Origin of the sequence: Streptomyces sp. NBC_00683 (assembly GCF_036226745.1) — a bacterium.
In the GTDB taxonomy this organism is placed as follows: Bacteria; Actinomycetota; Actinomycetes; order Streptomycetales; family Streptomycetaceae; genus Streptomyces.
Genome location: NZ_CP109013.1, coordinates 4779279 through 4793158, shown reverse-complemented (window position 1 = coordinate 4793158; position 13880 = coordinate 4779279). Strand labels below are relative to the sequence as shown.

At 70.8% G+C, this 13880-nt stretch carries 14 protein-coding genes; 2 read left to right on the top strand and 12 right to left on the bottom strand.

Annotated elements, in window-relative coordinates:
- Positions 1-519: 519 nt before the first annotated feature.
- Entirely contained in the window at positions 520-3048 is a 2529-nt protein-coding gene (locus OG257_RS21535; RefSeq protein ID WP_329209806.1) for an ATP-dependent Clp protease ATP-binding subunit, read from the bottom strand.
- 429 nt (positions 3049-3477) lie between these two features.
- On the opposite strand from OG257_RS21535, the gene OG257_RS21530 reads away from it, so the two are divergent.
- The gene (locus tag OG257_RS21530) at positions 3478-4059 is read left to right on the top strand and encodes an SCO3374 family protein (RefSeq protein WP_329209804.1); all 582 of its coding nucleotides are present in this window, start codon (positions 3478-3480) and stop codon (positions 4057-4059) included.
- On the opposite strand, the gene OG257_RS21525 is transcribed toward OG257_RS21530, so the two are convergent.
- The 10 genes from OG257_RS21525 to OG257_RS21480 all read right to left on the bottom strand — a co-directional run bounded on the left by OG257_RS21525 (position 4038) and on the right by OG257_RS21480 (position 12321).
- Positions 4038-4373, bottom strand: a complete 336-nt coding sequence (locus OG257_RS21525; protein WP_329209803.1) for a histone-like nucleoid-structuring protein Lsr2 — start codon at positions 4371-4373, stop codon at positions 4038-4040. The two genes, OG257_RS21530 and OG257_RS21525, sit on opposite strands and share 22 nt — an antisense overlap.
- A gap of 144 nt (positions 4374-4517) precedes the next feature.
- Positions 4518-5099 carry an amino-acid N-acetyltransferase gene (locus tag OG257_RS21520; RefSeq protein ID WP_329209801.1) on the bottom strand — a complete coding sequence of 194 codons (582 nt, stop codon included), beginning with the start codon at positions 5097-5099 and terminating at the stop codon, positions 4518-4520.
- A 9-nt stretch (positions 5100-5108) separates the two neighbouring features.
- Complete coding sequence (locus tag OG257_RS21515; RefSeq protein ID WP_329209799.1) at positions 5109-5543, bottom strand: BlaI/MecI/CopY family transcriptional regulator; 435 nt, start codon at positions 5541-5543, stop codon at positions 5109-5111.
- A gap of 103 nt (positions 5544-5646) precedes the next feature.
- Entirely contained in the window at positions 5647-5826 is a 180-nt protein-coding gene (locus OG257_RS21510) for a hypothetical protein (RefSeq protein WP_329209797.1), read from the bottom strand.
- 57 nt (positions 5827-5883) lie between these two features.
- The gene (locus OG257_RS21505; protein WP_329215248.1) at positions 5884-6480 is read right to left on the bottom strand and encodes a hypothetical protein; all 597 of its coding nucleotides are present in this window, start codon (positions 6478-6480) and stop codon (positions 5884-5886) included.
- Positions 6481-6620: 140 nt separating this feature from the next.
- Complete coding sequence (locus tag OG257_RS21500) at positions 6621-7418, bottom strand: type III pantothenate kinase (RefSeq protein WP_329209795.1); 798 nt, start codon at positions 7416-7418, stop codon at positions 6621-6623.
- Positions 7418-8464 carry a carboxylating nicotinate-nucleotide diphosphorylase gene (nadC, locus tag OG257_RS21495; RefSeq protein ID WP_329209793.1) on the bottom strand — a complete coding sequence of 349 codons (1047 nt, stop codon included), beginning with the start codon at positions 8462-8464 and terminating at the stop codon, positions 7418-7420. Before nadC ends, OG257_RS21500 begins: the two co-directional genes overlap by 1 nt.
- A gap of 88 nt (positions 8465-8552) precedes the next feature.
- Positions 8553-10340: an L-aspartate oxidase gene (locus OG257_RS21490; protein ID WP_329209792.1), complete on the bottom strand. Its 1788-nt coding sequence runs from the start codon at positions 10338-10340 to the stop codon at positions 8553-8555.
- The gene (gene panC, locus OG257_RS21485) at positions 10337-11350 is read right to left on the bottom strand and encodes a pantoate--beta-alanine ligase (RefSeq protein ID WP_329209790.1); all 1014 of its coding nucleotides are present in this window, start codon (positions 11348-11350) and stop codon (positions 10337-10339) included. The genes OG257_RS21490 and panC overlap by 4 nt, the downstream gene beginning before the upstream one ends.
- Positions 11347-12321, bottom strand: coding sequence for a Rossmann-like and DUF2520 domain-containing protein (locus OG257_RS21480; protein WP_329209788.1), 975 nt, complete (start codon positions 12319-12321; stop codon positions 11347-11349). The genes panC and OG257_RS21480 overlap by 4 nt, the downstream gene beginning before the upstream one ends.
- 166 nt (positions 12322-12487) lie before the next feature.
- Between OG257_RS21480 and OG257_RS21475 the strand changes: the two genes are divergently transcribed.
- On the top strand, positions 12488-13633 hold the full coding sequence (locus tag OG257_RS21475) for a threonine aldolase family protein (protein WP_329209786.1): 1146 nt from the start codon (positions 12488-12490) through the stop codon (positions 13631-13633).
- Between the two features lie 38 nt (positions 13634-13671).
- Here OG257_RS21475 and OG257_RS21470 read toward each other — a convergent pair whose 3' ends face one another.
- The gene (locus tag OG257_RS21470) at positions 13672-13836 is read right to left on the bottom strand and encodes a hypothetical protein (RefSeq protein WP_329209785.1); all 165 of its coding nucleotides are present in this window, start codon (positions 13834-13836) and stop codon (positions 13672-13674) included.
- Between the last annotated feature and the right edge of the window lie 44 nt (positions 13837-13880).

Sequence of the window (13880 nt, the reverse complement as noted above, 5' to 3'; positions counted from 1 at the left end):
GCCGCCCAGCACCCGCGGAGTCCGGAGAACGGCCGCCCCGCACTGGGAGGGGCCACCCGAAACCCGCGGTGTCCGACCCCCTGGGCCTCTGGGAACGGGCGCCCCGCACCCGCGGTCAGGCCGCCCGGATCCCGTGGTCCCCGGCCGCCGGCCCCGGGGAAGGGCCACCCGACACCCTCGGGCCGGGCCCGGCCGCAGTCAGGCCCGGGATTCCGGCGGGGTCGCGGCCGCAGTCCCGGGCCCGGATCCCAGGCGGGTGTACGTGCGCCCAGGCGCTGGGGCACACGCGGGTCCGGCGCGTGGCCCGGCGCCCAGGGGCACACGGCCCGCCTCACGCCCTCATGGCTTGCCGTACGCCCGCGGCGCGGCTGGCCGCCCGCACGGCTCTCCCTGCGGCGGGCGGCCCCAGGCCCCGTAGCCACACACGCCCAACCGCGCCACGGGACACAGAAAGGGGCTGCCCCGGACCGTTGAACGGTCCGGGGCAGCCCCTTCTACGTGCTCAGGCGCTACGCGCCCTTACGCTTCCTTCGTCAGGTTCGGGCCGGCGCCACCGGCCGCCTGCTCGATCGGCGGGACGTCGGGCAGTGCCGACTTCTCCTCGCCACGGAACGAGAACTTCTTCTCGTCCCCCTCGCCCTCGGTGTCCACGACCACGATGTGACCGGGGCGCAGCTCTCCGAAGAGGATCTTCTCGGAGAGGATGTCCTCGATCTCGCGCTGGATCGTCCGGCGCAGCGGCCGGGCGCCCATCACGGGGTCGTAGCCCTTCTTCGCCAGCAGCGACTTGGCGTTCGGGCTGAGCTCGAGGCCCATGTCGCGGTCCTTGAGGCGCTCATCCACCTTGTCGACCATGAGGTCGACGATCTGGATGATGTCCTCCTCGGTCAGCTGGTGGAAGACGACCGTGTCATCGACACGGTTGAGGAACTCGGGCCGGAAGTGCTGCTTGAGCTCTTCGTTGACCTTGACCTTCATCCGCTCGTAGTTCGTCTTCACATCGCCCTGGGCGGCGAAGCCCAGGTTGAAGCCCTTGGAGATGTCCCGGGTCCCGAGGTTGGTCGTCATGATGATGACCGTGTTCTTGAAGTCCACGACCCGGCCCTGGGAGTCGGTCAGACGACCGTCTTCCAGAATCTGGAGCAGGGAATTGAAGATATCGGGGTGGGCCTTCTCGACCTCGTCGAAGAGAACGACGGAGAACGGCTTGCGGCGCACCTTCTCGGTGAGCTGGCCGCCCTCCTCGTAACCCACGTAACCGGGGGGCGAACCGAAGAGGCGGGAAACCGTGTGCTTCTCGCTGAACTCCGACATGTCGAGGGAGATCAGCGCGTCCTCGTCGCCGAAGAGGAATTCGGCGAGCGTCTTGGAGAGCTCGGTCTTACCGACACCGGACGGGCCGGCGAAGATGAACGAGCCACCGGGGCGCTTCGGGTCCTTCAGGCCTGCTCGCGTACGGCGGATCGCCTGCGAGAGGGCCTTGATGGCGTCCTTCTGGCCGATGACGCGCTTGTGGAGCTCGTCCTCCATGCGCAGCAGACGCGAGGACTCCTCCTCCGTCAGCTTGAAGACCGGGATGCCGGTGGCGGTGGCCAGGACTTCGGCGATGAGCTCGCCGTCGACCTCGGCGACGACGTCCATGTCGCCGGCCTTCCACTCCTTCTCCCGCTTGGCCTTCGCCGCCAGCAGCTGCTTCTCCTTGTCCCGGAGGGACGCTGCCTTCTCGAAGTCCTGGGAGTCGATCGCCGACTCCTTGTCGCGGCGCACGCCCGCGATCTTCTCGTCGAACTCGCGGAGGTCCGGCGGCGCGGTCATCCGGCGGATGCGCATCCGGGAACCGGCCTCGTCGATCAGGTCGATCGCCTTGTCCGGCAGGAAGCGGTCCGAGATGTAGCGGTCGGCCAGGGTGGCGGCCTGCACCAGCGCCTCGTCCGTGATGGAGACCCTGTGGTGGGCCTCGTAACGGTCGCGCAGACCCTTGAGGATCTCGATGGTGTGCGGCAGCGACGGCTCCGCGACCTGGATGGGCTGGAAGCGGCGCTCGAGAGCGGCGTCCTTCTCCAGGTGCTTGCGGTACTCGTCGAGCGTGGTCGCACCGATGGTCTGGAGCTCGCCTCGCGCCAGCATGGGCTTGAGGATGCTCGCCGCGTCGATCGCGCCCTCGGCGGCGCCCGCACCCACCAGGGTGTGGAGCTCGTCGATGAACAGGATGATGTCGCCGCGGGTGCGGATCTCCTTGAGGACCTTCTTCAGGCGCTCCTCGAAGTCACCGCGGTAGCGGGAGCCTGCGACCAGCGCACCGAGGTCGAGGGTGTAGAGGTGCTTGTCCTTGAGGGTCTCGGGCACCTCGCCCTTGACGATGGCCTGCGCCAGGCCCTCGACGACCGCCGTCTTGCCGACGCCGGGCTCGCCGATGAGGACCGGGTTGTTCTTGGTCCGGCGGGACAGCACCTGCATGACCCGCTCGATCTCCTTCTCGCGCCCGATGACCGGGTCGAGCTTGGACTCACGAGCGGCCTGGGTGAGGTTCCGGCCGAACTGGTCGAGCACCAGGGACGTGGAGGGCGTGCCCTCCGCGGGGCCGCCTGCGGTGGCCGCCTCCTTGCCTCCCGAGTACCCGGAGAGCAGCTGGATGACCTGCTGCCGCACCCGGTTCAGGTCGGCGCCCAGCTTCACGAGGACCTGGGCTGCGACGCCCTCGCCCTCGCGGATCAGGCCGAGCAGGATGTGCTCGGTGCCGATGTAGTTGTGGCCGAGCTGGAGGGCCTCGCGGAGCGAGAGCTCCAGGACCTTCTTCGCCCGGGGAGTGAAGGGGATGTGCCCGGACGGGGCCTGCTGGCCCTGACCGATGATCTCCTCCACCTGCTGGCGGACCGCCTCGAGCGAAATCCCGAGGCTCTCCAGGGCCTTAGCGGCGACACCCTCACCCTCGTGGATCAGGCCCAGGAGGATGTGCTCGGTGCCGATGTAGTTGTGGTTGAGCATCCGGGCTTCTTCCTGAGCCAGGACGACAACCCGCCGCGCGCGGTCGGTGAACCTCTCGAACATCGTTAATCGCTCCTCAGAGCGGTCAGGCAGTTAGGGGTAGGTCCCCTCCCTGTCCTTCCGCAGCTTAGTCCCGCAAGCGGGGACCGCTCATTTCAACTGCCGACACCCGTCGATGGCCTCCTGCCCCGAACGCCGACAACTGCTCCAACCCGATGGTGCGAGACGATGTTCCCGCAGGCCAGGCAGATAGCCCTTTCGCCAGTACGCCGATGGCGAACGTGAGACGTTTTTGCCTGCGTGTCGCCCCTTCTCACTAGGGATGTCTTACCCGCACTCACTGACAGTCCATGCGGCGCACCCCCGTTCCCTCCGCTACGGGCGAACAACTTCACGCTGCCGAATGCTCCCGTACGCCCCCATCACGGACACGAAGAGCATTCGATCATGAACTGTGCGTAACCCTGGACCCGGTTCGGCGGTTCATCGGTCATGGCTCCCACCGTCCCGCCTCCCCGCTCGTCGCCCGAAGCCGACGCCTGCGCGCGGTGGTACGCACGTGAGCTCGACTGGGCCACGGTGGGAACAGCGCCTGTGCGGCTGCTGACCGGGCTGCGCTTCGACGTGCTGGAGCTGCCTGCCGCGGCTGGTCACGCGGCACTGCGCCGGGTGGGGCGCACCGGCCCCGTGGCAGTGGCCGGGCAGCGGATGTGGCTGCTGGTGGCCGCCGGGAGCGCCGACGAGCTGCCGGGGCTGCTGGACTGGCTGGAGTGGAGCGGTATCGCTCTCGACCTGGCCGCCATCGGCGCGGGCGGGCACATCGACGCCCCTGCGCCGCCCGACGGGGCGGGGGGCTCGCCGGGGGCCGCCTTCTGGCTGCGGCCCCCCGAACCGCGCCAGGAGGTGGAGCCGCGGCTCCCGGCTCTGGCCGGCCTCGGGAGCAGGGGTGGGGATGCTCCCGATCTCGTACGACTGGTGGACGCGGCAGCGACGGAATGCCACCGGGTCCGGCTCACGCATGCCCGGACGCTGTTGTCCCATCGGCCGACAGGTCAGCCGTTGGCCTTCTCGTAAGCCTCGCGGATCTCGGCCGGAACGCGGCCGCGGTCATTCACATTGTGGCCGTTCTCGCGGGCCCACTTACGGATCTCCGCAGTGTCCTTGTTGCCACCCGCAACGGCACGGCCCTTGCCGCGGCCGGTCGCTGCGCGACCACCCGTGCGACGGCCACTCCGGGCGTAGGGCTCGAGAAGACCACGGAGCTTGTCCGCGTTGCTCGTCGTGAGGTCGATCTCGTACGTCTTGCCATCAAGAGCGAACGTGACGGTCTCGTCCGCCTCGCCACCGTCGAGGTCATCAACAAGAAGGACCTGAACCTTCTGTGCCACCGGATTTCCTTTCATCGAAAATGCAGTACGCGGAAAGGAAACCGCTTTTCCCCGGAAAACACAAACCCCTGGGAGACGTTCAGTAGCACAAGAACACGGGAAACGTGCGCGATTCGGACATAGGGTTCCGACAGCTAGTCCCGGTCACAGGTGCAGAAGCATCCGACTGTTGCCCAAGGTGTTCGGCTTCACTCGTTCGAGACCGAGGAACTCGGCGACACCCTCGTCATAGGAACGCAGCAGCTCGCTGTAGACATCTCCGTCGACCGGCGTCTCTCCGATCTCGGTGAAGCCGTGCTTCGCGAAGAAGTCGACTTCGAAGGTGAGACAGAAAACCCGGCGGACGCCGAGCCAGCGTGCGGTCTGCAAGAGCTTGTCCAGAACTTGGTGACCTACTCCCGCGCCCTTGATCCCGTGGTCGACGGCGAGAGTACGCACTTCGGCGAGGTCTTCCCACATCACGTGGAGTGCGCCGCAGCCGATGACGCGGGCGTCCTCATCACGTTCGGCGACCCAGAACTCCTGGATGTCCTCGTAAAGCGTCACCGTCGCTTTGTCGAGCAGGATGCCTTCGGCGACGTAGCCGTCGAGCAGGCCGCGGACGGATGCCACATCGCTCGTCCTGGCACGTCGGACGGTGATGGCGAGTTTCCCAACCGACGGGTCGGTAGGAAAATCTGTATGCGGCTCGGTTTGCGGCTCGGTTTGCGGCAGCTCTGAGGACATGCCCCGACGCTATCGCCCGATCTCCGGTGGTGCTTCATCGGCCGGGACCGCGTCATCCGGCGGGGTTGCCGACGGTTCGGGGAAGACCGGCGAGACCATGCGCACCGCATCCTGGAGAGCCTCGCGCTGCTCGGCGGACATCATGCCGAAGAAGGCGACCAGAGCGGCCGCCGGGTTGTCGCTGAGGGACCAGGCTTCGTTCATCAGTGCGGCCGAGTACGCGGCCCGTGTGGAGACCGCCGTATATCGATATGCCCGGCCATCGACTTCTCGGCGCACCCAGCCCTTCTGATGGAGATTGTCCATTACCGTCATCACGGTCGTGTATGCGATGGACCTCTCCTGCTGAAGGTCCTCGAGAACTTCCCGCACGGTGACCGGACGGTTCCATTGCCAGACCCGTGTCATCACGGCGTCTTCCAGCTCTCCCAATTGGCGAGGCACAGCGTCACCTTAGTGCTAGATGTCTGGAATGGGCCTTTTATCGAGACGGCAAAAGGGCGCACAGCTCCTCGGGAGCCGTACGCCCTTCTTGGCCTGGTCCGGATCAGACGCCGTCGGCCCGCGGGGCCTGCTGCAGCGATTCGGTGCGGGCGGCCGCCGCGTCCACGGCCGCGTCCTCCTTGGCCTTGTTCGGACCGCCCTGGCTCTTGACGATCGTCACGACAAGACCGATGAAGAAGGCGGCCATCACCACGGGGGGCACGAGCGCGGATACGTAGTCCATGCCGTCCAGGGTAGCGAGCCCGGCATTCCGGTCTCTCCCGGGCACCCCGTGGGAACCCTAGGACACGGCGCGTTCCTCGGGTGGGGGTGCGGGCGCCGGCCGGCGCCGGGGCGGGAAGACCTCGGACGGCTTGGGCATGGGGCGCTCACCGGGGGCCGCCGGGCGGGACGGCGACGCGGGCCGGGCCGGGGTCTTGGGGCGCTCGGGCTCCTTGGCCGCCGCAAGGCCGCCGGGCAGGGCGAGCAGCCTGCTGCGCGGCGCGGGCGTCGTCGCGGGCACGGCGCGCCCGGCGAGGCGGGCCCGCACCGAGCGTTCCGCGAGCACCTGACAGCGTTCCAGGAGCGCCGCCGCGACCGGTCCTGCGCGCAGTGCGCGCAGGGCGGCCAGATCGTCGGGACGGGGGTCGTAGCCGGCGGCAAGGGCGTCCTGCAGGAGCTCCAGGTAGCCGCTGAGCGAGCCGGGGAGTGCGTCGCGGTACCGGGCGAGATCGGCGAGGAGGAACGCGCGCAGCCTGCCTGCCTCGCTCACCGCCTCGTCCACCGCGGCGGCGAGCCGCAGGCAGTCCTGGACGTCGTCTTCCGGCAGGGACGTGGGGTGGAGGGCATGAGCGAGAGCACGTCGGAGCACTCGCAGCTCGTCCGCACCGAACGCCATGCCGCCGCGTGATCCGTAGGGCGTGGGCATGACGCGACAATACGTGCTAAATGGACAAAATCCGCTTAACTGGCCGCCCGGCGGCGCGCCGTCCTCCGAGGCGCCGCCGGGCCGTTCCCGCAGGTGACCGCGGGCGCGCCCTACATCCGGGCGATGTTGCGCTCGTACACGAGACGGAGGCCGATGAGCGTGAGCCAGGGTTCGTGCTCGTCGATGACGGAGGACTCCCCCAACACCATCGGAGCAAGGCCGCCGGTCGCGATGACGGTGACCTCGTCGGGGTCGGCCGCCAGCTCCTTCTTCATGCGCTCGACGACGCCGTCGATCTGGCCCGCGAAGCCGTACACGATGCCGGACTGCATCGCCTCGACGGTGTTCTTCCCGATCACACTGCGCGGCCTGGCCAGCTCGATCTTGCGGAGCTGGGCGCCCTTCACCCCGAGCGCCTCCACCGAGATCTCGATACCGGGTGCGATCACACCGCCCGTGTACTCACCGCGGGCGGACACCGCGTCGAAGGTGGTGGCCGTACCGAGGTCGACGACGATCGCCGGACCGCCGTAGAGCTCGACGGCTGCGACGGCGTTGACGATGCGGTCCGCGCCGACCTCCTTCGGGTTGTCCGTCAGCACGGGCACACCCGTCTTGACCCCCGGCTCCACGAGGACCGCGGGGACATCGCCGTAGTAGCGGCGGGTGACCTCGCGCAGCTCGTGCAGAACGGCGGGCACCGTCGAGCAGATCGCGATGCCCTCGATCCCGTCGCCCAGCTCCACGCCGAGCAGCGGGTGCATGCCCATCAGCCCCTGGAGCAGCACGGCGAGCTCGTCGGCGGTGCGGCGGGCATCGGTGGAGATCCGCCAGTGCTCGACGATCTCCTCGCCGTCGAAGAGGCCGAGGACCGTGTGGGAGTTGCCGACGTCGATGGTGAGCAGCATCAGGCGCCGACCCCGTCGGTGGGGACGGTGTCACGGAAGTCCAGGCCGATGTCGAGGATCGGCGAGGAGTGCGTGAGCGCGCCGACGGCCAGGTAGTCGACGCCCGCCTCGGCATAGGCGCGGGCGGAGCCGAGGGCGAGCCGGCCCGAGGACTCCAGCACCGCGCGGCCGCCGACGAGGGCGACCGCCTCGGCGGTCGCGGACGGGGTGAAGTTGTCCAGCAGGATCAGGTCGGCACCCGCGTCGAGCACCTCCGTGACCTGCTCCAGCGTGTCGACCTCGACCTCGATGGCGAGCTCGGGGAACGCCTCCCTGACCCGCTTGAACGCCTCGGCGACACCGCCGGCCGCGATGACGTGGTTGTCCTTGACGAGGGCCGCGTCCACGAGGGACATGCGGTGGTTGACGCCGCCGCCGCAGCGGACCGCGTACTTCTCCAGGGCGCGCAGTCCGGGAGTCGTCTTGCGGGTGTCGCGGACCTTGGTCTTGGTGCCTTCGAGCACATCGGCCCAGGCCCGGGTCGCGGTCGCGATCCCGGAGAGCCTGCACAGCAGGTTGAGCGCGCTGCGCTCACCCGTGAGCAGGTCACGGGTGCGGGTGGTGACGGTGAGCAGCTTCTGTCCGGGCGCGACGCGGTCACCGTCCTCGACATGGCGCTCGACCTCGAACTCGTCCGTGCAGACGATGGACAGGACGGCCTCGGCAACACGCAGACCTGCGACGACGCCTGCCTCGCGGGCGGTGAAGTCACCGGTGGCCACGGCCTCCTCGGAGACGGTCGCCACGGTCGTCACGTCAACCCCGCCGTCGAGGTCCTCCTCGATCGCGACATGGGCGATGTCCTCGACCTGGACGGGATCCAGGCCCGCGTCGGCGAGCAACTGGGCCAGAGCGGGGTCGAGGCCGCACTCCAGACCGTCCGGGTCGTAGCCGTCGTCGCAGCCGCAGCCGTCGCCGCAGCCGCCCCCGGACGCGGCGGGCGCGCCGATGTGGATCAGCGGTACGTCCACGGGTGTCGGGCGCGGGTTCTCTTCGGGCGTGCTCACGGTTACGGCTCCTCGGGGGCGTCGGCGGGTGGTTCGGGGTACTGCTCGGTGTTGCTGCGCAATCCGGGCGGCGTCGTGCTGTCGCCGCTCAGTCTGCTGAATCCTCGGGGCGTACGGGCGGGAATGCGGCGCTGTCCGTACGACGGACGACGAGCCGCCGGTCCGGGGCGATCCGGACGACGAGGTGACGGCGCCAGTCCGCGTCGTCGCGGTCGGGCCGGTCCTCGCGCCAGTGGCAGCCGCGGGTCTCCTCGCGCTCCCGGGCGGCAGCGACCAGGACCCGCGAGACGAGGAGCAGATTGGTGGCCTCCCACGCCTCGACGCCGGGTACCGCGTCCTTGGCACCGGTCGCGACGGTGTCCGCCGCGGTGGCCGCGGTCTGCTGGAGGGAGTCCAGCTCCTCGGCCGCGCGGGCGAGGCTGGCGGCGGAGCGGATGACTCCGGCGCCCCTCGTCATGATCCGCTGGATCTCCGTCCGGGACTCGGCGGTGAGCAGCGGGGCGGGCTCCGACGCGGGCCCGTGAGCACCGGGGACGGCTGCCCCGGCCCCGGCGGCCGGCCGCGGCAGGTCCTGTTCACCGGACACGTCCTGGGCCGGGTCCGGGGTCATGTCCTGGGTCCGGTCCTCGTTCCGGTCCGTCACGATGTCCGCCGCGATGCGTTCGGCGAAGACCAGGCCCTCCAGGAGGGAGTTGGACGCGAGCCGGTTAGCGCCGTGCACTCCCGTGCAGGCGACCTCTCCGCAGGCGTACAGACCGGGGACCGTCGTACGGCCCCGGAGGTCGGTGCGGACGCCGCCCGAGGCGTAGTGCGCGGCCGGGGCCACCGGGATCGGCTCCGTCACCGGGTCGATGCCGTGTGCGCTGCAGGCGGCCAGAATCGTCGGGAAGCGCTGCTCCCACATCTCGGCGCCGAAGTGACGCGCGTCGAGATACATGTGCTCGGTGCCCAGAAGGTGCATCTGGCGGGTGATGGCCTTGGCGACGATGTCGCGCGGGGCCAGCTCGGCCAGTTCGTGCTGCCCCAGCATGAAGCGCGTGCCGGAGGCGTCGACGAGATGGGCGCCCTCACCCCGTACCGCTTCCGACACCAGCGGCTGCTGGCCCTCGGAGTCGGAGCCGAGAAACAGGACGGTCGGGTGGAACTGGACGAATTCGAGGTCGGAGACCTCCGCGCCCGCCCGCAGCGCGAGGGCCACGCCGTCGCCGGTGGAGACCGGCGGGTTGGTGGTGGCCGAGAAGACCTGGCCCATGCCGCCGGTCGCGAGGACCACCGCGGGAGCGCGGACCGCGCCGACGCCGTCGTGCTGGCCCTCGCCCATGACGTGCAGGGTGACGCCCGCGGTACGGCCTTCGGCATCGGTGAGCAGGTCGAGGACCAGGGCGTTCTCGACGGTGTGCAGGGCTGCCGAGCGGACCGCTTCGACCAGGGCGCGGGAGATCTCGGCGCCCGTGGCGTCTCCGCCCGCGTGCGCGATGCGGCGGCGGTGGTGGCCGCCCTCGCGGGTCAGGGCGATGGCGCCGGTGTCGGTCGTGTCGAAGTGCGCGCCCGTTTCGATCAGCCGGCGTACGGCGTCGGGGCCCTCGGTCACCAGCGCCCGCACCGCCGTCTCGTCGCACAGGCCGGCGCCGGCGACCAGGGTGTCGTCGAGGTGCTGCTCGGGGGTGTCGCCCTCGCCGAGGGCCGCCGCGATGCCGCCCTGCGCCCAGCGGGTGGAGCCGTCGTCGAGGCGGGCCTTGGTGACGACGACGGTGGCGAGACCGGCCGCGGCGCAGCGCAGGGCGGTGGTGAGACCGGCCACGCCGGAGCCGACCACGACGACGTCCGCGTCGATGGCCCAGCCGGGGGCGGGGGCGGTCAGCCGTATTCCGGTCACGTCAGGACTCCGAGGGTCAGCGGGATGTTGTCGATCAGACGGGTGGCACCCACCCGTGCCGCGACGGCGAGGATCGCCTCGCCGCTGTCGCGGTCGTCGGGGATCTCGGTGAAGTCGGCCGGGTCCACGAGCGCCAGGTAGTCCAGGTCGAGCGGCACGGCCTCCTCGGCCGCCTCGGCGAGGACGGCCCGGGCCGCTGCCCGCACCGCGGCCGGTCCGACCGTCGGCCGGGCCAGCGCCACGGCCTGGGTGTCGGCGGCCGCACGGGCCTCTCCGAGCTTCGTGAGCGCGGCGGCCCGGCCCTCCCGCTCGGGGACGGTCTGCGCGCGGGCGTGCAGCGCCTGCTGCGCCGCCAGCCGGTCGCGGGCCGCGAACAGGGCCCCGGGGAGGGCCAGCGCGGTGCGGCGTTCGTCGGCGGAGAGGAACCGGTTGCGGCTGGAGAGCGCGAGCCCGTCGGGGTCGCGCACCGTGGGAACGGCGACGATGTCGACGCCGAAGTTGAGGTCGCGCACCATGCGGCGGATGAGCGCCAGTTGCTGGGCGTCCTTCTGCCCGTAGAACGCCGCGTCGGGCCGGGTGAGGTGGAGGAGTTTGGCGACGACGGTGAGCATGCCGTCGAAGTGCCCGGGGCGCGAGGCGCCTTCGAGACGCTCTCCCATGGGTCCCGCGGTGATCCTGACCTGGGGGTCACCGCCCGGGTACACCTCGTCGACGGAGGGCGCGAAGACCGCGTCGGCACCGGCCGCCGCGGCAATGGCGAGGTCGGCGTCCAGCGTGCGGGGGTAGCGGTCGAGGTCGGCGGCCTCACCGAACTGGAGCGGGTTGACGAACACGGTGACGACGACCTGTCCATCGGGCCCCGCGGCGGCCCGTGCCGTACGGATCAGGGTGGCGTGGCCGTCATGGAGCGCGCCCATCGTCATGACGACGGCGCGCTGCGCACCGGCCGGCCGGTGCAGGGCGTCCAGTTCCGCGGCGGTGCGCAGGAGCGTGGCGGGTGCGGTGCTCATCGGGCCTCCCCCGGCCCGGTCTCGTCCGTGCCGTCCGTTCCGTTCATTCCTTTTGTGTTCGCGCTGTCCGACAGGACATCCAGGAGGTCCTCCGCGAACTCAGGCTTGAGCAGACCATGGGCCAGCGCCCGGTCGGCCGTGGTGCGGGCCATCGCGAGATATCCGGCCACTGCCTGCGGGGCGTGCCTGCGCAGCTCGGCGACGTGCGCGGCCACCGTGCCCGCGTCGCCCCGGGCCACGGGGCCGGTCAGCGCGGCGTCGCCGGAGCGCAGGGCGTTGTCGAGGGCAGCACCGAGCAGCGGGCCGAGCATCCGGTCGGGTGCGGACACTCCGGCCTTCTGCAGCAGCTCCATGGACTGGGCGACCAGGGTGACCAGGTGGTTCGCTCCGAGGGCGAGCGCCGCGTGATAGAGCGGGCGGGACTCCTCCGCGATCCATTCGGGCTCACCGCCCATCTCGATGACGAGCGCCTCGGCGGCGAGCCTGAGCTCCTCGGGGGCGGTGACCCCGAAGGAGCAGCCGGCCAGCCGTTGGACGTCGACGGAGCTGCCCGTGAAGGTCATGGCCGGATGCAGGGCCAGCGGGAGCGCCCCCGCGCGCAGTGCGGGGTCGAGCACCTTCGTCCCGTACCGCCCGGACGTGTGGACGATCAGCTGGCCGGGCCGCACGGCACCGGTCTCCGCGAGGCCCTCGACCAGGCCGGGCAGCGCGTCGTCGGGAACCGTCAGCAGCACGAGCTCGGCGCGCGCGAGGACCTCGGCCGGCGTGACGAGGGGTACGTCGGGCAGCAGGGCGGCGGCCCGGCGCACGGATGCGTCGGAGACGCCCGAGACCGCGACCGGGCGGTGCCCGGCGAGCTGCAGCGAGGCGGCGAGGGCGGGGCCGACCCGTCCCGCGCCGACGACGCCGACGGTGAGACGGGCGGGGCGGTCCCTCGCGTCGAGGGATTCCTTGGAAACAGATGCGTTCACGCGGCGATGGCCTTCCGTTCCAGTCCGCGGGGGGTACCGGACGATTTCTCTGCATGCTACGCCAGCGTTTCGCGAGACCCCCCGGCTGTCCACAGCCTGTGGGTAACTCTGGGCCGCAACCGAAAACGGGGTGGGCTGTGTCAGCGGCCCGGGTGATGATCGTCCCATGGCAGTCACCGATGAGCAGAAGCAGCGGCACCGCAGGCTGACCGCGTGGAAGCGGTCCGGAAGGGTGCTCGCCCGGGCGTCCGCCGACCACACCCTGGGCGAGCGGCTGGCCGCGCTGGCCGCCGACGCGGGGTCGGTCCACGACCTGGAGGAGTGGACGGATGTGTACGGCGACGGGGTCGTCGCCGAGGTGGAGCGGCGGACCGCCGATCTGCTGGGCATGGAGGCCGCGGCGTTCTTCCCGACGGGGACGATGGCCCAGCAGGTCGCGCTGCGCAGCTGGGCGGGGCGTACGGGGAATCCGGTGGTGGCGCTTCATCCGCTCTCCCACCCCGAGATGCACGAGGGGGGTGCCCTCACCTCGGTGAGCGGACTGCGCACGGTGCATCCGACGTCCGCACCCCGGCTGCCCACGGCGGACGAGGTCCGGGACTTCCCCGAGCCGTTCGGCACCCTCATGCTGGAGCTCCCGCTGCGCGACGCCGGCTTCGTCCTGCCCTCCTGGGAGGAGCTGGAGGCCGTCGTGGCCGCCGCGCGGGAGCGGGACGCGGTCGTGCATCTGGACGGAGCCCGGCTGTGGGAGTGCGGACCGCACTTCGGGCGCGGTCTGCCGGAGATCGCGGGGCTCGCCGACAGCGTCTACGTGTCGTTCTACAAGTCCCTGAACGGATTGTCCGGGGCGGTGCTCGCCGGCCCCGAATCGCTGGTCGACGAGGCGCGGACCTGGCGCCACCGGTACGGCGGTCAGGTCTTCCAGCAGTACCCGGCGGCTCTCTCCGCGCTGCTGGGTCTGGAGCGTGAGCTGCCGATGCTGCCCCGGTACGTGGCGCACGCCAAGGTGGTCGCGGGGGCAATGGCGGAGGGTTTCGCGGACAGTGCGGTGCCCTGGTTCCGAGTGCATCCGGAACCGCCGCACACCCACCAGTTCCAGGTGTGGCTGCCCTACGGGACACAGGAGCTGGACGAGGCCTCGGTGCGGCAGGCCGAAGAGACGGGCGTGACGCTGTTCCGCCGGTGGCTGGCCGGGCCCGCGGGGCCGCCCGGGGTGTCGTACACCGAGGTCACGGTGGCCGCGCCGGGGCTGGAGTGGTCGGCGGGGGATGTGCGGGAGGCGGTGGCGGAGTTCGTACGGCGGCTGGGGTAGGGCGTGGTGGCCCGGTCAGCCCGGTGGCCGGGCTCTCCTCAGGCGCCGTGCCGGTTCTGGTTCTGTCCCGCGGTCCAGGCGTGGAAGCGTCTGCGCAGTTCCCGCAGGACTTCCCGGTCGTGGCGGCCGGGCAGCGGGGGCGGTGGCTCACCGTGCTGCGCCGAGCGATAGCTGTCGAGCATGTGCTGCTGAACGATGTCCATGCATCCAGCGTGAACCCGTTCCCGGCACTCCGCCCGTCGATTGA

Bases quoted from the DNA above. Each gene is read 5' to 3' on its own strand.
- OG257_RS21475 (WP_329209786.1), top strand. From the start codon at position 12,488: ATGGCAGTCACCGATGAGCAGAAGCAGCGGCACCGCAGGCTGACCGCG.
- OG257_RS21520 (WP_329209801.1), bottom strand. From the start codon at position 5,099: ATGTCCTCAGAGCTGCCGCAAACCGAGCCGCAAACCGAGCCGCATACA.
- OG257_RS21470 (WP_329209785.1), bottom strand. From the start codon at position 13,836: ATGGACATCGTTCAGCAGCACATGCTCGACAGCTATCGCTCGGCGCAG.
- OG257_RS21500 (WP_329209795.1), bottom strand. From the start codon at position 7,418: ATGCTGCTCACCATCGACGTCGGCAACTCCCACACGGTCCTCGGCCTC.
- OG257_RS21535 (WP_329209806.1), bottom strand. From the start codon at position 3,048: ATGTTCGAGAGGTTCACCGACCGCGCGCGGCGGGTTGTCGTCCTGGCT.
- panC (WP_329209790.1), bottom strand. From the start codon at position 11,350: ATGAGCACCGCACCCGCCACGCTCCTGCGCACCGCCGCGGAACTGGAC.
- OG257_RS21530 (WP_329209804.1), top strand. From the start codon at position 3,478: ATGGCTCCCACCGTCCCGCCTCCCCGCTCGTCGCCCGAAGCCGACGCC.
- OG257_RS21505 (WP_329215248.1), bottom strand. From the start codon at position 6,480: ATGGCGTTCGGTGCGGACGAGCTGCGAGTGCTCCGACGTGCTCTCGCT.
- OG257_RS21510 (WP_329209797.1), bottom strand. From the start codon at position 5,826: ATGGACTACGTATCCGCGCTCGTGCCCCCCGTGGTGATGGCCGCCTTC.